Origin of the sequence: Parabacteroides sp. FAFU027, from assembly GCF_022808675.1 — a bacterium.
GTDB lineage: Bacteria > Bacteroidota > Bacteroidia > Bacteroidales > UBA7332 > CAXXIC01.
This window is the reverse complement of record NZ_JAKZKV010000009.1, coordinates 96,088-116,063: the sequence shown is the minus strand read 5'-3', so window position 1 is coordinate 116,063 and position 19,976 is coordinate 96,088. Positions and strand designations below refer to the sequence as shown.

Annotated in this window: 22 protein-coding genes; 10 read left to right on the top strand and 12 right to left on the bottom strand. The window is 36.2% G+C overall.

Going from position 1 to position 19,976, the window contains the following annotated elements; translation table 11 throughout:
- From MLE17_RS14145 to MLE17_RS14120, 6 genes are all read right to left on the bottom strand, one after another.
- Nucleotides 1–1,566, bottom strand: coding sequence for a type I restriction-modification system subunit M (locus MLE17_RS14145; RefSeq protein WP_243349364.1), 1,566 nt, complete (start codon nt 1,564–1,566; stop codon nt 1–3).
- Nucleotides 1,567–1,830: 264 nt separating this feature from the next.
- The gene (locus tag MLE17_RS14140) at nt 1,831–2,430 is read right to left on the bottom strand and encodes a tyrosine-type recombinase/integrase (RefSeq protein ID WP_243349363.1); all 600 of its coding nucleotides are present in this window, start codon (nt 2,428–2,430) and stop codon (nt 1,831–1,833) included.
- 129 nt (nt 2,431–2,559) lie between these two features.
- Nucleotides 2,560–2,928 carry a hypothetical protein gene (locus MLE17_RS14135; RefSeq protein WP_243349362.1) on the bottom strand — a complete coding sequence of 123 codons (369 nt, stop codon included), beginning with the start codon at nt 2,926–2,928 and terminating at the stop codon, nt 2,560–2,562.
- A 60-nt stretch (nt 2,929–2,988) separates the two neighbouring features.
- Nucleotides 2,989–3,798 (bottom strand): hypothetical protein, encoded by an 810-nt coding sequence (locus MLE17_RS14130; protein WP_243349361.1) that lies wholly within the window; start codon nt 3,796–3,798, stop codon nt 2,989–2,991.
- 11 nt (nt 3,799–3,809) lie between these two features.
- On the bottom strand, nt 3,810–4,292 hold the full coding sequence (locus MLE17_RS14125) for a hypothetical protein (protein WP_243349360.1): 483 nt from the start codon (nt 4,290–4,292) through the stop codon (nt 3,810–3,812).
- 22 nt (nt 4,293–4,314) lie between these two features.
- Entirely contained in the window at nt 4,315–5,415 is a 1,101-nt protein-coding gene (locus MLE17_RS14120; RefSeq protein WP_243349359.1) for a hypothetical protein, read from the bottom strand.
- A gap of 421 nt (nt 5,416–5,836) precedes the next feature.
- Between MLE17_RS14120 and MLE17_RS14115 the strand changes: the two genes are divergently transcribed.
- The 5 genes from MLE17_RS14115 to MLE17_RS14095 all read left to right on the top strand — a co-directional run bounded on the left by MLE17_RS14115 (nt 5,837) and on the right by MLE17_RS14095 (nt 9,339).
- A complete protein-coding gene (locus MLE17_RS14115) occupies nt 5,837–6,583 on the top strand; it encodes a LytR/AlgR family response regulator transcription factor (protein WP_243349358.1) in 747 nt (248 codons plus the stop codon).
- 21 nt (nt 6,584–6,604) lie between these two features.
- The gene (locus MLE17_RS14110; protein ID WP_243349357.1) at nt 6,605–7,717 is read left to right on the top strand and encodes a toxin-antitoxin system YwqK family antitoxin; all 1,113 of its coding nucleotides are present in this window, start codon (nt 6,605–6,607) and stop codon (nt 7,715–7,717) included.
- A 26-nt stretch (nt 7,718–7,743) separates the two neighbouring features.
- Entirely contained in the window at nt 7,744–8,520 is a 777-nt protein-coding gene (locus MLE17_RS14105) for a fibrobacter succinogenes major paralogous domain-containing protein (protein WP_243349356.1), read from the top strand.
- Nucleotides 8,521–8,530: 10 nt separating this feature from the next.
- Nucleotides 8,531–8,782, top strand: coding sequence for a hypothetical protein (locus MLE17_RS14100; RefSeq protein ID WP_243349355.1), 252 nt, complete (start codon nt 8,531–8,533; stop codon nt 8,780–8,782).
- Nucleotides 8,783–9,024: 242 nt separating this feature from the next.
- Complete coding sequence (locus tag MLE17_RS14095; protein ID WP_243349354.1) at nt 9,025–9,339, top strand: helix-turn-helix domain-containing protein; 315 nt, start codon at nt 9,025–9,027, stop codon at nt 9,337–9,339.
- Nucleotides 9,340–9,387: 48 nt separating this feature from the next.
- Here the strand turns inward: MLE17_RS14095 and MLE17_RS14090 are convergent, their stop codons facing one another.
- The 6 genes from MLE17_RS14090 to MLE17_RS14065 form a co-directional block, all read right to left on the bottom strand.
- Complete coding sequence (locus MLE17_RS14090) at nt 9,388–10,818, bottom strand: hypothetical protein (protein ID WP_243349353.1); 1,431 nt, start codon at nt 10,816–10,818, stop codon at nt 9,388–9,390.
- A gap of 499 nt (nt 10,819–11,317) precedes the next feature.
- Nucleotides 11,318–11,674, bottom strand: a complete 357-nt coding sequence (locus MLE17_RS14085; RefSeq protein ID WP_243349352.1) for a helix-turn-helix domain-containing protein — start codon at nt 11,672–11,674, stop codon at nt 11,318–11,320.
- Between the two features lie 69 nt (nt 11,675–11,743).
- Nucleotides 11,744–12,847 carry a site-specific integrase gene (locus MLE17_RS14080; RefSeq protein WP_243349351.1) on the bottom strand — a complete coding sequence of 368 codons (1,104 nt, stop codon included), beginning with the start codon at nt 12,845–12,847 and terminating at the stop codon, nt 11,744–11,746.
- Nucleotides 12,844–13,449, bottom strand: a complete 606-nt coding sequence (locus MLE17_RS14075) for a helix-turn-helix domain-containing protein (RefSeq protein WP_243349350.1) — start codon at nt 13,447–13,449, stop codon at nt 12,844–12,846. The genes MLE17_RS14080 and MLE17_RS14075 overlap by 4 nt, the downstream gene beginning before the upstream one ends.
- Before the next feature lie 253 nt (nt 13,450–13,702).
- A complete protein-coding gene (gene mnmE / locus MLE17_RS14070; protein ID WP_243349388.1) occupies nt 13,703–15,088 on the bottom strand; it encodes a tRNA uridine-5-carboxymethylaminomethyl(34) synthesis GTPase MnmE in 1,386 nt (461 codons plus the stop codon).
- A 28-nt stretch (nt 15,089–15,116) separates the two neighbouring features.
- On the bottom strand, nt 15,117–16,484 hold the full coding sequence (locus MLE17_RS14065) for an MFS transporter (protein ID WP_243349349.1): 1,368 nt from the start codon (nt 16,482–16,484) through the stop codon (nt 15,117–15,119).
- A gap of 168 nt (nt 16,485–16,652) precedes the next feature.
- Here MLE17_RS14065 and MLE17_RS14060 point away from each other — a divergent pair, with 168 nt between their 5' ends.
- The 5 genes from MLE17_RS14060 (at nt 16,653) to rpsB (ending at nt 19,968) form a co-directional block, all read left to right on the top strand.
- Nucleotides 16,653–17,321, top strand: coding sequence for a GNAT family N-acetyltransferase (locus MLE17_RS14060; RefSeq protein WP_243349348.1), 669 nt, complete (start codon nt 16,653–16,655; stop codon nt 17,319–17,321).
- A gap of 11 nt (nt 17,322–17,332) precedes the next feature.
- Nucleotides 17,333–17,938 (top strand): YhcH/YjgK/YiaL family protein, encoded by a 606-nt coding sequence (locus MLE17_RS14055; protein ID WP_243349347.1) that lies wholly within the window; start codon nt 17,333–17,335, stop codon nt 17,936–17,938.
- A 221-nt stretch (nt 17,939–18,159) separates the two neighbouring features.
- Nucleotides 18,160–18,615: a 50S ribosomal protein L13 gene (gene rplM, locus MLE17_RS14050; RefSeq protein WP_243349346.1), complete on the top strand. Its 456-nt coding sequence runs from the start codon at nt 18,160–18,162 to the stop codon at nt 18,613–18,615.
- Nucleotides 18,616–18,620: 5 nt separating this feature from the next.
- Nucleotides 18,621–19,007, top strand: coding sequence for a 30S ribosomal protein S9 (gene rpsI / locus MLE17_RS14045; RefSeq protein WP_243349345.1), 387 nt, complete (start codon nt 18,621–18,623; stop codon nt 19,005–19,007).
- A gap of 124 nt (nt 19,008–19,131) precedes the next feature.
- Complete coding sequence (gene rpsB / locus MLE17_RS14040) at nt 19,132–19,968, top strand: 30S ribosomal protein S2 (RefSeq protein ID WP_243349344.1); 837 nt, start codon at nt 19,132–19,134, stop codon at nt 19,966–19,968.
- Nucleotides 19,969–19,976 lie beyond the last annotated feature (8 nt).

Here is a 19,976-nt window from a genome sequence, read left to right as displayed (position 1 = left end):
TTAAAACGGTGTTTTAATATTAAGCTCAGCACAGAATCCTGCGATCAGTTGGTCAGTTTCTGTCATTGATTTTTCTAATCCCATCAATTCAGCCGCCAAGGCATTAATATCGATCTGCTCTTCTGCTTCGAAGGTGTCCACATAGCGTGGGATATTTAGGTTGTAATCATTCTCAGCGATCTCTTTTAGAGTAGCTCGTTTGCTAAACTTCTCTGTTTCTGTACGATCATGATAAGCCTCAACAATACGATCAACATCCTCTTCCCGCAATACATTTTGGGTTTTCACCTTCTCAAAATACTGGCTGGCATCAATAAAGAGGACATCTTCAGGATATTCACGGCATTTCTTGAACACCGTTATGCAGGTAGGGATAGAAGTACCGTAGAAGATATTGGCAGGTAATCCGATCACGGCATCCAGATAGTTACGGTCTTCTATCAGATACCGTCTGATCTGTAGCTCCGCCCCCCCTCTGAATAAAGCACCGTGCGGCAATACAATCGCCATCGTACCGTTGTCTGCCAATTGGTAGATCATGTGCTGTACAAATGCAAAGTCAGCTTTACTGCTTGGTGCAAGTTTACCATACTGGCTGAATCGGTCGTCAGACATAAACAGCGGATTGGCACTCCACTTCGCAGAGAATGGCGGATTAGCCACCACAGCTTCAAACCGCTCATCGAGGTGTTGCGGGTGTTCCAACGTGTCTTCCTGTCGTATATCGAATTGACGGTAATGTACACCATGCAGGATCATGTTCATTCGGGCAAGGTTGTAGGTGGTACGGTTCATCTCCTGACCGAAGAAGTTGCTCACCTCCGTCTCTTTAGCCAATCGTAATAGTAAGGATGCCGAGCCACAGGTCGGGTCATAGGCTGATTTCAACTTGGTCTTACCCGTGGTCACGATCTTCGCCAGGATCTTACTCACCTGTTGCGGAGTGTAGAACTCCCCCGCTTTCTTTCCCGCACCACTGGCAAACATACCAATCAGGTATTCGTAGGCATCCCCAAGCACATCCGAATCCGTTTCATGAAGTTTGAAGTCTATCTGGTCGAGGTGATACAGTACTTTAGCGATGAGTTCGTTTTTCGCAGATTCTGTCCGTCCGAGCTTGGTACTGGTCATGTCGAGGTCTTCAAACAAGTTGTCGAAATCATCCTCACTTGCTGTTCCCATAGTGGACTGCTCTATGTTGGTGAGGATCTTTTTTAAGTCTTCCAGAATAAAATTGTCCGCACCTTCTTTGTTGTTGCCCCGTTTAGCTATTTCACTGAATAGTTCGGACGGTTTTAAAAAGTAGCCCAGCTTTTCCAAAGACTCATCTTTGATAGCTTCCAGATATTCTTTTCCCGTCTCACTAGACTCGTCGATGTCTATATATTTAATTTTGTCTTGGGTTAAGATGAGGTCTGCATAAAAACTCATCCGTTCTGATAAATATTTGTAAAAAATGAATCCCAGTATATAGTCCCGAAATTCATCTGCGTGCATTTTTCCTCTGAGTGTGTTTGCTATATTCCAAAGTTGCTGTTCTAGTTGTCGCTTTTGGTCGTCTGACATGAATGTAATAGCCTAAATTTTGCTGTTTAATTAGTTCGCAAAAGTAGCGTTTTTAGGCTAGAATCAAAAGTAGAAGATTTGCTCATAATGGATGTGTATTCAATAAATCTGTATTCAGAGAATAATTATCAGGCCTGCATGTATTCTTTTTATTCTTTGTGCCATGCTGTGAAGTTTCAAAATATTGGAAAATGAAAGCGGGATGACAAGTTAGCATCCCGCTATAAAGTAGTAAAGAGACAATTGTCTTGTAATATTGTTGGGTCAGAAAGTAAGCACATCATACATATTTGAAATATCGGCACTCTGTATGCCAATATACCTGCGTGTGATTTGAGTTGAACTGTGGTTGAAAATCATTGACAATTTCAGCAACATATGTTCCGATTTATCACCTCTCCGATAAAGCTCTGCCCCGAAACATTTACGTAGTGAGTGGCAACTGAAGTTCTTAATTTCAATTTTATATTTCTCTCTTATCTCTTTTAGTATGATATTTATTCTTTGTACAGAATAAACAGATCTCTTATTGCTTACAAAAACAAACTCTTGAAGTGATTTCGGACGCATCTTTTGATAACAAGAAAGTATATGTTTTGCCAGTTCTGGATTTATCTTGATTATCCGATATTTTTTCGTCTTTTTCTCAATTACTTCAAAGTCTACTTTGATGGTTTGGTCTTTATTCAATATTTGTTCCCATGTAATGCTTAAAGTATCGCTTACTCTTAACCCAAAGAAAATTGATACAGATATAAATAATGACATCTTGTAATTTTCATCTTTCTCAAGTTTTGCGATTAAATTAATGGCATCTGACCACTGCAATACATCGGCTGTGGTATGGCTGTATTTTCGGCTCATATAATATTCAGTTTTATGTGATTAAGTCAAAAGTGAATGTTTTTTATTTTTCTTTTAGTTGCCTGTTTTGTATTTAGTTGATTATCTGATTGATATAAAATAATATTCAGATTTATCAGAAGTGAATATTCAGTTATCGGTAATTGGACAAAGCTTGTTATATTCATCTTTTACCGCTTGCTCGTAATTATCTACTCGCTCAACATAATCGTCAATAATGCTTATTAGCTGATCTACGTATACCATACTAACTGAATGAGTAATCCTGTTCCTAAAATTGAAAAACTTAAGGTCAAACAAATCATATCGTTCTATATACTTAATTTCAATATACCCTTGATGTTTGAACCCATTTACTTTAAAATACATTCCATTATTCACAACAACAGGACTATTATATCCCCATGAGAATATGACATAAGGCTGGGTAAACAGAATATGAGTGATGTATTGAGCCATCTCAAAATCTTTTTGATTAAGAATAGGTATTTCGTCCATATATTCAATTTTAAATGATTAATGAAATATTCAAGATAGAACAAGGAGGATCTTTGTCCTTTAGTTATTTGATGTTTTGTTCAATAAGCGTTCAAGCTTCTGTCGCTTAAATTCTTGTCTGATGTATTTAATTATTACTTCTTTTTCTTCCGATAGTTCCCGACCTTTAAAGTGATTAATTAGGCTATCATATGTTTTCTGCGTTATAAAATATTTTGCGTCCTTGAAGAAGTACTCAATGCAATCAAGCAGTTCAAATGAAACACAATTTATAAGATATTCCACCATGTGCTCGTCCCTGTTTATGTTGTATATGTTTTGATTTGCTATCATCTCGGCAAGTACATAAAATCCATTTACAACAGCTGTACGATGAAGTTCACCTAAATCCAAACACTCATTATGTATGTTACTTTTGAAGAAAGCAATGTCATCTTCTGTCAAATACGGATGAAATAAAAGAATGAACATTGCACTATTTTTGAATTTAATAAGATCAATATTCAGTTCATTTAGTATTTTATCTGTTATTGTCAACTTTGCATTTGCCAAATCATATGGTGTATCAACCTCTATCAGCCCTTTGTCAATTAAAGCCTCAAAAGCTTGTTTGTGTTTATAGAGAAGAACCTCATCATCTATTCTTATATAGATTGAGATCGTGTAGAACGAAGTGATTTTTTCAAGCAAAAATTGTCTATTAAACAAGATTGCCAGGATAGAAACTGACATCTCGGGAATATCCAGTTTTTGAGATAAAAATTCTTTGGCTTCTTTGAGTTTCGGCTTTTCTTCAATACTTTCATCTCGCTCGGGGTTAAAATAGTAGTCAATAACTCGTCGGAGGTATATTTTGTTTTTGTTTCTCATAATTGCTATTTCTATTTTTCTTGATAGGTTATACTATTCTGATATTTCTTACACATGAATACCAGTTCTGTAAGGACTTGATGAGTTATATTTTCAGCGACACCGCTTTCTATATAATAAGGCACTATAGTACCTTCTTTTGTCTCAATTTCTTTATATATAAATTCTTCATATTCGGTTCTGGTATCTCTCTCTTTAATAATATCCCATATGGATTGGGAGAGCACAATTTCTTCAATTCTCACCTGATACCGTAGGTTATCCACAAAAGAATAAATATGTGATGTTGTTATCAATAGGTATCCTTTAGAGGTATAGCTTTCAAATATTGGTATTTCATTTTCCCCAAGTAATACTAAATCTGATTGTAGATTATATTTCCCTTCAGCTGATAGTGGGTATAGTATAGATCGTGAATAATGTTTGGATTTAGTGAAACATCTCTGATGTACATATTCTGCGGTTTTGAAATCTGATAATTTGAATTTTTCCATGTCTGATCAATTTTTTGAGCGTTTATTGCATATTGTACAATGACTTATAATCGCCATGATTAAGATGGAAAAAATAGACATTTTCCAAATCATTTTCCATTACGGATAAGCGATTGATTAGCTCTAAATAATCACAACCAATCGGTGTAATACCAATACTATTCAATTTGAAATCCTGACATAACATGTTTAATTGATCTATGTCTGTCATATCATAAATCGTCTCTTTAGAGATGTTTTCCCCAGACCATTTTATACTTGAATAAGTTGCTTTTCCGTTTAAAATGTATGGTGTTTTATTCCTTATAATTTCCTCTTGGAACCCGTTTTCAAACAACATTACTCCAGCATCAATCTTATCTAAATGGCTGAAAATTGAAGAATGGATTACATGAATATTTAGTTCCCCTTGTTTGAATGTATGGATATTGCGAACTTTCTTTTTAAGCAAAACAACCTCGCTAATTCCTTTGCAGAAGTCATATAGAGTAAATAGGTCTGGATTAAGGTACTTTTCATCATCAGCATCATAATTATTAAGGTCAACAGGTTTGAGGGTTTTCTTTTCCGCAAAAGGTAGATTGAGCCAAGTTTTTTTACTTGATATGTTGTACATGGCACAATTCTGATAATACTTCCGAGATGTAATAATTAATACGTCTTCTGTTAGTATTGGGAATAATAGTCCCAGAGCATATCCTGCGAGACAATAATTTGCTCCACCATGTATGAACCCTGTGTTTATTTCAACAACAGCATCAATTTGATGATTTATCATTAATAGTGTTTGAATAGCCACGAAAGCATCCAGATTTAAACTGATTATCTTTTTGCCATCAGGCATAATTGAACATTTGTATTCTTTGAACATATAATCAACAAGAATAATATTGTCATATTGTAGATTGTCATAACGTTCAATCTGCTCTATACCCGAAGCTAAATAAAGCAGCGTCCTTCCGTTTTTTATCAAATCATTTTCAAGTAGTTTGGCGTATTCGTCAAACCTATCAAACCGAATAAAATGCTTCACTCGGTGGTGGTTATATTTAATGCCCAAATCAAATATGGTCTTTTTCCCTTTGTGCGCTTGTCTCAATTGTTTTAACCCTTTATTATCCATACTCTATATATAATTATTTCAAGATATATTTATTGCTCGGGCCAAATATATGGTCAAAAACATTCAATTTGCAAGTAAAAATGAATGTTTACAATTTGTTAAAGGCCTAATTACCTGGATATTAACTATAGTTTGCTTCAGTGCGAACTATTCATAGTATAATCGTTTATATATTGCATCTTAATTAGGGTTGGGGAGTATATCATATTTTATATACACTAAACACCAATTCTTATTAGGTGAATTTTGTGCAAGAATGAATAACTAATCCACTTTCCAAAGTGGCTAAATAAGTAGTAATAATTCAACACAATAACTAATACAATAGCTACACAAACTCATATGCGCACTTTGCAAATTGGCAGAATTCAGGATAGTATTTAGACCTATTTTTACGAAGTATCAACACGGGTTAATTTTCATGATTACAGCTATAATACTTGACACAGACACAACTAAAGAGTGTATAGCAAACCTCATAAGCAACTATTTTGAAAGTCAAATAAAGCTCTATGAAGTTGCTACAACTGTGTTATGTGGTGTTGAACTCATCAAAACCAATAACCCTGATATTGTTTTTTTAAATGCAGATTTGGAGGAAGAAAGTAATTGCTTTTTAAATGATTATTTCAAAGACACTTTAGATTTTGAAATAGTAATTATGGCGAATAGCAAAAGACATGCTTTTAACGCAATTAAGAGGAATGCCTTTGATTATCTAATAAAACCGATAAATAAAATTGATATTTTATCCATAGTGAAAAAATATGAGCGGAAATTATCTGAAAAACAAATTGGCACAACTCATCATTTTCCTGTATATCCCAAAATCCTTCCTAAAATACCATTAGCAACCTCAAATGGAATAAAGTATATTGAGGAATTCATATTCTTATATGCCAAAGCCGATGGTGCTTATTGCGAAGTATATACGATTGACTGTAAGAAAATTACTTTGTCAAAAACATTGAAAGAGTTTGAAGCTTTGGCATCACGAAATAACTTCTACAGATCACACAAATCATATCTTATCAATTTAGCCCATGTTTGCGAGCTGGTTGAAAATGATGGTATAATCATTCTGAAAAACAATCAGAAGATACCTCTTTCAAAAAGTAGAAAAGAGGTATTTCTATCACGAATGGCTAACAATTCAATTCAAATATAATTTTCACCAATAGATAGTATTATGAAATCATTAAAACAAAACAAGCTTTGGGTAATGTTATTTTTAGGGATGACAATTTTACTTGTAAGTTGCACTCAAAATGAGGTTAAGCTTAACGAGCTAACCTGTAGAAATGGAATTCTCTGTTATAAAACAGATACTATTCCTTTTACGGGTAAGGTAAAAGAGACTTTTCCGTCAGGGCAAACCTCATTAACTGCAAAAATTGACAGCGGTAGATTTAATGGCTATTATCTAACCTATTTTGAAAATGGGAAGATAAAGGATAGTGTGCTGTATAATAAAGGGATAGAAAGTATGCACAAACGATTTCTGCCTAATGGGGATATCAATAAAATATCGGAAAAGCTGCTTATTCACAAAAATGGCAAGGCATATTTTAAAGAGGATAAAAAAGACCTGACTTTATTTACAGGTCTGGCTATTGACACTATGAAAGATATAGTTGATACAATCACTGGGAGATTTAACCCATCGGCAGGCTTTTACTATGTTGAGAAAAACTACCTCAATGGGACTATCAATGGAGAGGCAATTGAGTATTTTCAGAAAGGTAATACAAGGAAGATGTCTGGAATAACTAACTACATGGATGACAAGAAGAATGGGAAATCTGTGTCTTATTATTTAAATGGAAAAATGCGGATGGTTGGGCAGTACCATGATGATATGATGGACGGAAAATGGGTGTATTATAATGACAATGGAAAAGTAAGTCATGAGGGATCTTTTGATAAAGGCAAAAACAAAGGAACTTGGAAGTATTATTTCGGAAGCGGGAAACTAAAAGAAACCAAGACTTACACTAACGGGTATAACAACTACTCGTTTGTTGATTATTATAACAATGGAAATATTAAACAGAAGGGCAATTTCAAGAATGGCAATCGTGATGGAGATTGGGTCTGGTACTACATGGATGGCGGTATAGATACCCAAACCAAATATGCGAGTGGTAAAACATTGAGAAGATGTGATTGCTGCAACAGATACTATAATTACAATGAAGGTTGGTGTTCATTGCCAAGAGGTTTCTCATCTGGCTATTGGGATTTTATGACAGCCTCTGGGGGGCCTTACTGCTCAAAAGGATGTGCAATGAGATGCAGGTAATATACTATTAATTACACAATTAGAATATGAAAACAACAAAGTTTATTTTACTATTTTGTCTCTTGGGATTTAATCAATTATTCTTTGCCCAAAGGGCTTATTTAAATCAGCTACAAAGAGCTCAAAGGGCTCTTGCAATCCTTTCACCTGATGAACCTGAAATAGTCAACCAGTCATCTGTTAAGGACATTGATGGAAATGTATATAAAACGGTGAAGATTGGAAAGCGAATTTGGATGGCAGAGAATTTACGAGTAGTTCATTTTCAGAATGGGGATGCAATTCCTAATTTAGACAACACATTAGATACTTTAGCCTGGGCAAAAGCAACGCAATCTGCTTATAGTAATATGATTGATTATACTAAGCCTGGAAAGTTATACAATTTCTTCGCAGTAAAAGACAAACGAAATATTGCCCCCAAAGGTTGGCATGTAGCAACGGACAAGGAATGGCAAGAAATGATTGATTACCTTACAGGAGCAAATACCAATACCAACGGAGTGCATCTTGCAGAAATACAGGATACTGATAATAAGATGAAATTCATGATAAATACAGGATATCGTGGGGAGATATATGAATATTATGACAAATTGAGCGGTTTCTGGACTTCAACAATCAATGAAACTTCAGCAACTACATCTTTATGGTACACTATATTTAACAGTGACAGAGGTACTGTACTTGCCTCAAAGGATAACACTTCTGTAAAATACACAGGGTTAGCAGTCCGCTGTGTAAAAGACGCTCCGACTACTGCAAAATCTACTGCAAATTCTTCTGTAAAGAGAAAACGATAACCTATCCCAGATGAACAAAATACAAAAAGCAGCCTTACTCAAATCTCAAAATAGACCTTTAGCTGCAATATTACTGCGGATAAATACAATAGTATATGTAGCTTTTGCATTAATTGTTATTGCTCTGATATACATTCTGGCGATAAATAATTATACAATTGGAGCAGTCTTCAGCTTTGTGTTGGGCAGCAGCTTGGGATATTTACTTTATAAGCTTATAATGGAATATATTGGCTATAAGATCAATAAAAGAAAACAATAATAATTGCGATATCAACATTAAGTTGCTTTATTATTGTAGTAGCAGTTCTGATGTGCACAAAGATGGAATTTTATTGACTTTACCCCTTGTATATAAGTAAGCCTCTAATCTTATGATTAGGGGCTTTTTTGTCAGTAGGTTGACATTATCATCACCATCCTCTTTGTTGAAAATCATCTGATCTGAAATAGTGTCAAAAAACAATCTGACAGATTTAATATATAAAGAAAAATCAATACGATATGGATGATAAATTTAGAATTGATGAATTATTGCATCAAAAAGATATGAATATGACACAATTAGCAGATAAAATAGGGTTGAGTCGGACAAATCTATATAACTATCTTTCAATCAATAATTATACCATTGCCATATTAGACAAAATTGCCAATCAGTTAAATGTAAACGTCGGGGATTTATTTAAATCACCAAAGAAGATTGTCGGATTAATCTATTTCAATGATGGGATGTATTTGATTGAAGATAATGATGATTTTGAATATGTCCAAAACGAATGGAATGATTATCTGAATGATGAAAAAAATCAAGGTTAATTATGTAATTTAACCCCTAATCCTTTGGGATTTAGGGGTTGATATCTATTATAAATCATCAAAGTCTTCATCACGAATAAATTCATCCCACCATATTTTATCTTCTTTTGACCAGCCGCCATATAGAGGTGGATGATTTTTGGTGTTCGTACAAAAATCTTTCTCAACACAAAATACATCTATTCCTTCATCCTCTTCTGGTAATATGGTCTTGATGTCATTTATTTCATCTGGGAGTTGGTCATAAAGCTCTTGCATTTTTGCTGCCCAGATGATATTAGTCCTCTCTGAAAAGGATTTAGGTACATAAATAGCATCGTGGCAAGTTAAAATGCGGATGTCAGGATATTCCAGATAAAGCTCTTCTAATGTGCTAAAAATAAAGTCTGTTTCAATTTCAACAAGTTTAAAGTATATCTCCTGATTACTATTTTTTACTTCTTCAATTATCCTATTAAGCTCTGGATACATAAGTGTGAATTGTTCTCGGATAAATGAATTTGAATAACCCTCAAGGTATGGTGTTCTTTTGGTGTCTCCATTCAAGTACATTTGAAATAGCTTCTTTGCCGCTTTTTTACTTAATAGACGATGTCTAATATCCTCATTTTGTGAATTCTTTCGTTGTTTGCTACTGTCGCAATTCAGGGTGATGTTTAATCTTTCTTTTAGATCATCATAGAATGATTGTGTTTTCAAGGAAGTGCAATATCTTATAAAATCAGGATCTTTCACTATGTCTGGGTATTGTTGCTTTGCATATAAAGCAAGCATCAAAGGGAAAGAAGAACTAATATCAAATTCATTAAGTTTTTCACCATTAATAATTACATTGTTTTTCCTATAATGAGATGATAAAGAAGTGAAATTAGTATACAACCGATTAGACTTAAATTTGAAAGTAATATGCAGCCCTCCTTTTTCCCATTTGTTTAGAGAAATGACATTTCTAAACCATTTACCAGCATCTATATAATAGGTTTTATCAACTTTCACTTTGTCTATGTGACTTAAATCAATAACAACACTGTCAAAATCCGCTTTTAGCCGATTTAATACTTCTGTATGTTTTGTCGGTATAACAACCTCTTCGTTTTCTTCAATAGGCTCGTTATTAATCAAATCAAAAATGGTTGATTTTTCATCAAGTATAATACCATTGATTTGTACTTGTTGCATGAAATCATTAGTAAAGCGATATCCCATGCATTTGTGATCTACTTTTGAATAAGGGCTTCTTTCTAAAATGCCTTTTTTTACAAAGTATTTCATGTAATTCCCATACTTATCGTAGATTTTTTTTATTGACATTGCAGGTATTTCAATATAGCCATTTTGAATACTTTCTTCATACTTGGGGTGAACAAGCCTATTTACAATAAAAGATAGTAATTTGTTGATGTGTTTTGCCTTTATTTTTTTAGGCTTCCCTTTTATTCCAAAGGTGGTGTCATTGATGTTAAAATTCAATTCGTTCATAAATCTTATGTTTTTCTTTATATATACCAAAAGAAGAAATAAGTTTATTTTGTTTTGCACAACCCTAATCATATACATGTTGCGCCATTTTGTATTGTGCACATATTCAGGTTGTTATTAAGAAGGTAGGGGCGGATGAAAATTATAAAATATTTTTTTCATGCACAATCCTTATCATATATATGTTGCGCCATTTTGTATTGTGCTTATATTTAGATTGTTATTGCGGACAAAAAACGGATGGTAATTAATAATGTTTTTCATGCACAATCCTAATCATATATATGTTGCGCCGTTTTGAATTGTCTTGAATTTCTGGCTTGCGTTAGCAATAGTAGAGTGTGTAATTTTACGATTATAGATATGCTGTAATATATAAATGCTACGAGATTGTTTCTTCAACAAAATCGTAGCACTTAATTTGTCCTGTGTTTCTAATCTAAATGGATAACACATTGTTTTACATAACTGATTGAGCCCTCTAATCGGATAGCTCTTTTTAGGATGTAAACTTGTTTCGCCCATATATATTTTCTATTGCAAAATTTGAAACATCATAGTTAGTCTTTCTTTTACCTGATTTTATCCATTCAAGTATTTCATATTCAAAGAAATATAGGCGTTTTCCTTTTTTAAAATGAGGGATTTTCCTTTGTTCTACAAGTTTGTAGATGGTGTTTTTGGATCTTCCTATTAAGGTACTTACAGCGTCTATTTGCAGAATATCATTCTTATTAGACTGTGTTGTGTCTTTCTGGACAAACGAGTTGAATAAAGTTTCTATTCTATCTTGATTGTCAAGGATTAAATCTATTCTTTGGAATAGATTTGAGAAATCAGTTTTTTTTTCTGTCATAATTTTATTTTTTAGATTAAACATATATTATATCTGGTTTTGCTCCAAAAGTTGACGCAAATAGGATATTTATTTGAATATATTTTCAAGGGGGGCTCTAAACTGCTCTGCATTTAAGGATGTGTATATCTGTGTCGTATTAACTGATTTGTGTCCTAATAACTTTTGAACAGCGTAAATTTCGAACCCATTCTGGATTAGTAACGTGGCGAAAGAATGCCTAAAACAATGAAAGGTGATTTTTTTCTGTATTTGAGCGTCGTTTAGCCATTTTTTAAGGGGCATATCAATGTGTTTTTTCGCTAATCCCCCAAATATTAAATCGTTATTTTCTTTCTTTTCTCCACAAAGTGTAATAGCATCCTTAAATAGAGGGATATTTACCAATGAGCCAGTCTTAGATTGTCTTATTGTAATATAAGGTTTTTCAGCGTTAAGATATTCAATATCTCCCCACCGTAACTTTTTTATATCTCCGAAGCGAAATCCAGTCATGCAGCTAAATAATGATGCTCTTTTAAGTACTTCAATATTACAGTCTGTCGCTACCAATTTTTTTATCTCATCTAAATTGAGGAATTGACGTTTGTTTTGAAGGACTTTGATGTTTTCAGTTGAATAGTCCTCGGTTATATATTTCATTTTTCTTGCCATCTTTAATAGCTCAATGAATTTATTGAAATAAGCAGATGCTGCTGCCGATGTCAATTTTTGAGGGTTCTTTGTGGTTTTAATTTGTTTTGTACTCTGTAAGTAAGTTCGAAACCCATCAATTAAATCTTGGTTTATTTCTCCCATCTTGATGTCTCTTCCTGAAAAGTTCTTGAAATGACCTAATGCAGATTTCCATACTTGCTGTCCTTTCTGAGTAGATATTTGACTATAATAATCGGTGAATGATCTGTTTGCGTTGTTTCGGTCATAAAGACTATATTGTCTATTTATAATTTCACGCTCACGGGTGAGCCTTTCTGTTTCTGCTGCAAAATACTTTATTTTATTTAATTCTTTTTCAGCCTCAGTTTTTGGATTTACGAGAGGGTATATTTTTAAATATTCTTTTCTGTGTGCTTTTCCTGTTCTTGGATCTCTAATAGGCGGGTAGAAATCCAGATATAAACTCTTTTCAGAACCGTTTTTTAGAACTCTCTCTCTAACCTTTACTTTCGTCATACTTCATTGTTATTTAGTGTATTAATGATTTTATTGCGTGATGGATGTTTCCCGAAATAATTGTCAATGTGCTTCTTGCTGATATGACTGAACTTCCCAATTTTTGTTGTAGGGATATCATTGTCTTTAATTATCTTCCAAATACGCCTTTCTTTTAAGTTGTATTTATCCTTGATCTCTACAATTGTATAGAAGCCATCAACCATATTGTAAAGCGGTCGATCCATCTTTTTGTAATTATATACTTCGCTGAATAAAAAGTTTATTTTTTCTTTTGAAATAATTGTGAGGCGTGAAGATAGTTTAGTCGCTTTTAGCCTTCCTGAGTAGATTAAGTTATAGATGGTTTTATTGCATACACCAAGCAATTGAGCTGTTTCTCTGATGGTTAAGTATGGCTTTGAATTTAGTTCTGTATAGTTGGCATCCCTTTTAAGTTGATTTTTCTCATCAATGATTTTTTTTGTGGCCAATCGTTTTTTTAACTTGTAATGACGAGAATTGCATGTGTGGCTGCAATATTTGGTAGTAGATGTGAATGCTATAAATTCTTGTTTGCAGTACTCACATATTTGAGTAAATGTGATTATAGATTTTGTCATTTCGCCCTGTTTTAGTGTACTATATTGTACCATATTGTACCATATTGTAATGACGTGCACTAATGGGATAATTATTTGGAATTTATTCCATTTAAGAGGATTGATTAATCCCAAGGGACAAATAGGGTACAAAATAGTATACAAATATAGCTGAAGAATGGCGAGAGGAGGATAGGGCTAAAAAAGATATAGCCCTGAAAAACAGGGCTATATTTGCATTTTGTGGAGGTTGTTTGTCTTTGTTGGTGGCGATTTACTTTCCGATGCAGAACTTCGAAAATATAGACCCCAGGATATCATCGGTACTGATACGGCCAGATATCTCTCCAAGATAGTACATGCATTCTCTGATATCCTGGCTAAGGAAATCCCCTGAAATATGCATCTGTAGGCCATTTTGTACCCGTTCGATGGCGGCAAGCGCTTTGACCAATGCCTCATAGTGGCGGAGGTTGGTGACGATTACATCATTTTGTCCGACAGATGGAATATGAGCAGCTTCCATCAACTTTTGATGTAGACTATCGGTGTTGATTTTGTTTTTAGCCGAAATGAAAAGTGGTTCTTGACCGGGGATTAATGCAGTTAAGTCTGCTTTCTGAGTCTCAGAGATCAGGTCTGCTTTATTGAAAATCACAACGAGGTGTTTATCCTCAGTCATTGGAAGGACCTTTTTAGCTAAAGCAAGAATCTGTTCTTTGTCGCTGGTTCCGTCAATCATCCAAAGGACAACACTAGCCTGTTCCAGTTTGCGGAAGGTACGTTGGATTCCGAGTGATTCGATAACATCGGAGGTTTCGCGAATACCGGCAGTGTCGATGAAGCGGAAAGTGATTCCACCTATATTAATTGTATCTTCAATCACATCCCGTGTTGTACCGTGGATATCTGAGACAATGGCTTTTTCTTCATTGAGTAGCAGATTGAGAAGAGTCGATTTTCCGGCATTGGTTTCACCAATAATAGCAACCGGAACTCCATTCTTGATGGCATTTCCCACGCTGAAAGAATCAGCCAGATTGCGGATGATGCCTTCGATTTCATCGGCTAATATGCGTAGTTGAGAGCGGTCAGCAAATTCCACATCTTCTTCGCTAAAATCAAGCTCCAGCTCGACCAATGAGACGAAGTCAAGCATTCTGCCACGTAGGTTTTCCAGTTCGGAGCTGAATCCTCCACGCATCTGATTCATTGCTAACCGATGGGTGGCTGCTGAGGTCGATGCAATCAAGTCGGCTACCGCTTCAGCTTGTGATAGGTCCATTTTTCCATTCATAAAGGCTCGCTGGGTAAATTCTCCCGGCAAGGCTGAGCGACAACCGTTTTCAATCAGTAGTTGCAGAATTTGTTGTTGGATATATAATGACCCGTGGCAGGTGATTTCCACCGTATTTTCTCCGGTAAATGAATTTGGCCCATGAAAAACGGCAATCAGCACATCATCAATCGGTTCTTCATTTTTAATGATAGAACCATAACTGAGGGTGTAGGGTTTTTGGGTGGATACCGATTTTCCCTGTTTTACCGGGCGGAATATTTTATCACATATCGTTAATGCTTCTTCTCCCGAAACACGGATAAGAGCAACACCTCCCGCGCCGGGTGCTGTGGATACGGCACAAATTGTTTCTTCGTGAATCATTTTAGATATTTATTTAAGTTCAGATTTAGTTCTTTCCGTTTACAGACTCAATACCTGTCGCAATTTCAGGGATAATCCCTTTTTCAACATAAATGCGACGCATGTGTTTACGCAAAAGCGGACGACGTTTTTCGTAAATGAAAGCAGCCAGGATGCAAATAACACCATTCATCAGGATTACGTAAGGAATGCCAATCCATTTTTCCAGAACTCCGAGCAACATACCACCAATGGGGCTGGTGCCCATTAGCGCCATGGTATAGAAGCTCATCACGCGGCCTCTCATCCTTTCGTCTGAGATGGTTTGAAGTTGTGTGTTCAATGATGCCACTGACGCAATAAATGAAAAGCCGATGGGAAAACAGACCAGGTAAGCAATTCCTGATATTTGGGTAAATGCCAGAATAACCGTTGCGGCTCCCAATATAAAGGTGGATATCATGATAACTTTTCCCAAACCGATTACGCTCTTGCGGGCGGCCAGGTAAAGCGCTGCAACCAAAGCTCCGGCTCCGATGGATGACATCATATAGCCCAGCGTGTCGCTATTCCCACCTAAGGTGTCTTTGGCAAATGCGGGCAATATAACCAATAGCGAAAATCCGAAAAAGCTGATGACCGTCACCATGATTAATATGCTCCTTATGGTCAGTGAATTGACGGCATAGCTGATTCCTTCGTTCATTTCCTGTACCACGCTTTTATGCGATATCTTTTTGACCAAAGGGGTAATACTCATTCGGAAAAAAGATGCTAAAACGGCAATGTAGGAAATTGCATTTATAGAAAAACATAATCCTTCTCCGATAATGCCAATCAGAATTCCACCAATAGATGGGCCGATAAGTCGGGCAGCGTTGAAAATCGCAGAGTTCAGGGCAATGGCATTACTCAAATCTTCTTTGCGGTCAACCAATTGTACCGTAAAAGAATGTCGTGCCGGCATGTCGAAAGCGCTGATAATTCCCACAAACAGGCTAAGCGTCATGATGTGCCATACCTGAATGTGGTTGGTCAGGACGAGAGCTGCCAGTATGGTAGCCTGCAACATATACATAGATTGGGTGACCACCAGTAGCTTATAACGGTCGAATCGGTCAATCAATACACCTGTAACCGGTGTCAGGAAGAAGCTGGGCAATTGTGCGGCCAGAGTTACAGAGGCGAGTAGAATCACAGAACCTGTTAATCGGTACACCAACCAGCTCAATGCTATCTGTTGGATAAAAGTACCAATTAGTGAAATCCATTGGCCATAAAAATAGAGTCGGTAGTTGCGCGAACGAAGCGATGAAAAGGCTCCCAGAATAGCCTCTGTATTGTTGGGTATCAGCTCGATAAGCCCCTTCCAGCCGCCCAGAAATCCTTTCCCGTTATCGTGATTGCTATTCATCTCTTCTATTTTTATGCAAAACTACAACATATTTTGGGGGAATGGAAAAATGCGACGCTGTTTAATTCGGCATAAGGTGTCGCAATAAATGGATGAACACCTGCGGTAGAACTGCATTTTCCCTTATCTTTGCCGGGTTGATAATACAATAAGGTAAATGCTGATTTGATGGATGTTTACTATAAAAAGATAGAGAAAGTGGTTTTGCCAAATACATATATTATGGAGAATCCATTGGCGAAAAAGCAGATTCGTTTGGCTAGGACAGATGATTATCCGGCAATTTTATTTGTATATACTCCATTTATCACAGATACTACAGTAACCTTCGAGTATGATGTTCCCCCGATATCGGAATTTGCAGCACGATTGGAAACTATTGCTCAGACTTATCCGATTTTGGTTTTAGAAGTCGATGAGAGGATTATCGGGTATGCTTATGCTGCTTCATTTAAGCCGAGGGCAGCCTATCAGTGGGTGGCTGAAACAGTCATTTATCTTCGTCCGGATTGTGGTGGACATGGCCTGGGGCAACTGCTTTACTTAGCATTGATTGAAGTGCTGAAATTACAAGGTATCTGTCAGGGGATTGGCGTGATTACAGCTGAAAATATGGTAAGTGTCGGATTTCACCGTAAAATGGGCTATCATGAATCTGCCCGTTTAGAAAAAGTCGGCTTTAAATTTGGGCGATGGTTGGATGTTCTTTGGATGCAGAACCAGTTTGCTCAACTTCCGGAACGGCCCCAAAGAATTCGATCGATAGGAGATATTGTCGATACAGACGATTTCAAAACATTATTATTGCAGATAAATTCTCGTTTAAATAATTACTAATCACCATAACCATGAAATTCATTAGACTTAAATTATTCGTCGCATTTGCATTGATTGTCTCTTTCGCGGCAAATGCCGGAGGTAAAGAAAAGCCCCTGACAAAAGCAGAAAAAGCCTGGTTTGATAAAAAAGAATGGTTGCAGGGGATAGCAGCCCAGCCTAATCCTTCTATAGATATTGCTACATTTGCCCGTCATTATAAAGCTCATCCTGAGAGATGGCAGTTGGCATTTAAGTTTATCAAAGAACATGACCTGACCACATTGCCTTTGGGTAAACAGGTCTTAAGTGATGATGTGACTGTAAATGTACAGGAATATACCACCCGAGAACCCGGAAATGAATGGCTGGAAGGGCATCGCAAATACATTGACTTACAGTATATGGTAACCGGAAAAGAATTACACGGTTCTGCGAATTTGAGCGAAGGGACGGTGGTGAATCCGTATAATGAAGGAAAGGATGTTGGTCATTGTACCGTGCCTGTGATTACCTATTATGTGGCAACTCCACAGCGCTTTTCCATTTATTTCCCAAATGATATTCACATCACAAACCTTCAATACGGGGAAAAAGCCCTTGTGCGTAAAGTGGTGTTCAAAATCAAGGTTGATTAATCGTATTCCGAATAATTAAATAAACGAAATCACCGAACCGGTACCTCTGGTTTGGTGATTTTTTTATTCCTGTATTTGTGTAATTCAAAGAAAAACAATACTTTTGCAGTCCGATTATTATCTAACCGAGAGGAAAGATTTAAAAGGTATTGAGAATGTTGTGTCCGATGTTCGAAAATGCCTGATTTTTAGTAACTAACAATTTTAAAAACAAACAAGCAGTGGATACTTTAAGTTATAAGACCATTTCTGCTAACAAAGCAACTGTACAAAAAGAGTGGGTTGTAGTTGATGCTACAGACCAGGTTTTGGGTCGTCTTGCTTCAAAAGTTGCAAAACTTTTGAGAGGCAAATACAAACCTAGCTTTACTCCCCACGTTGATTGCGGCGATAATGTAATTATCATCAACGCCGACAAAGTGAAATTGACCGGTAACAAATGGAATGACCGTGTGTATTTGTCACACACTGGCTACCCGGGTGGTCAAAGAGAGAACACTCCAGCAACTATCCTGAAAAAAGGAGAAGAGCGTCTCTACAAAAAAGTAGTTAAAGGTATGCTTCCTAAAAACAAACTGGGAGACAAATTATTGGGCAACCTTTATGTTTATGCAGGAACTGAGCATCCTCACCAGGCTCAAACTCCTAAATCAATTGATATAAACTTACTTAAATAAGAAAAATGGAAGTAGTTAATGCAATCGGAAGACGAAAAGCAGCAGTTGCTCGCGTTTTCGTTAGCGCAGGAAGCGGTAAAGTTACTATTAACAAACGCGAACTTGAAAATTATTTCCCTTCAACTATCCTTCAGTATATCGTAAAACAGCCGTTGAACAAACTGGGTGTTGCTGAACAATACGATATCAAAGTAAATGTTGGTGGTGGTGGTTACAAAGGCCAGGCAGAAGCTTTGCGTTTGGCAATCGCTCGTGCTTTGATTAAAATTAATCCGGAAGACAAATCTGCTTTGAGAAAAGAAGGTTTCGTTACTCGCGATCCACGTGAAGTTGAGCGTAAAAAACCGGGTCAACCAAAAGCAAGAAAAAGATTCCAGTTCAGCAAACGTTAATGTTTGTACCAGCGGTACTGGCGGGCATAGTACGTTTAGTATCCAAATTATCAGGACTTATTGTGCATAACAAAACTACCTGGTAATTGATTCAGTAGAATGTAAACGAATAAAAAACAAAACAATGTCAAGAGTAGATTTTGATCAGTTATTAGAAGCAGGTTGTCACTTCGGACACTTGAAAAGAAAGTGGAACCCAGCTATGGCTCCTTATATCTTCATGGAGCGCAATGGTATTCATATCATTGACCTTTACAAAACAGTTGCTAAAGTAGACGAGGCAGCAAACGCTCTTAAATCGATTGCGAAATCAGGAAGAAGAGTTCTTTTTGTTGCAACTAAAAAACAAGCTAAACAAGTTGTTGCCGACAAAGCAGCAAACGTAAATATGCCCTTTGTAATCGAACGTTGGCCAGGCGGTATGCTTACCAACTTCACTACCATCCGTAAATCTGTTAAGAAAATGTCAGTAATTGACAAAATGGAGAAAGATGGTACTTTCGATAACCTTTCTAAAAGAGAGAAACTTCAAATTACCCGTCAACGTGCTAAACTTGAGAAAAACTTGGGTAGCATCGCTGATTTGACTCGCCTTCCGGCTGCTATCTTCGTTATTGACGTAATGAAAGAGCACATCGCAATCGCTGAAGCAAAACGTCTGGGTATTCCAGTTTTCGGTATCGTAGATACTAACTCTGATCCTAAAGATATCGACTTCGTAATCCCGGCTAATGACGATGCAACTAAATCAATCGAAGTAATTCTTGATGCAGTTTGTCGCGCAATGGCTGAAGGTCTTGAGGAAAGAAAAGCAGAAAAAGTAGACACTGAAGCTGCTGAAGCTCCTGCTCAAAAAAGAGAAAGAAAAGCTAAGCCTGCTAAAAAAGAAATCATTCAGAAAGAAGACACTGAAGCATTGAATGCTAAAGTGGTTGATAAATTCAAAGCAGACGAAGAGTAATATCTTTT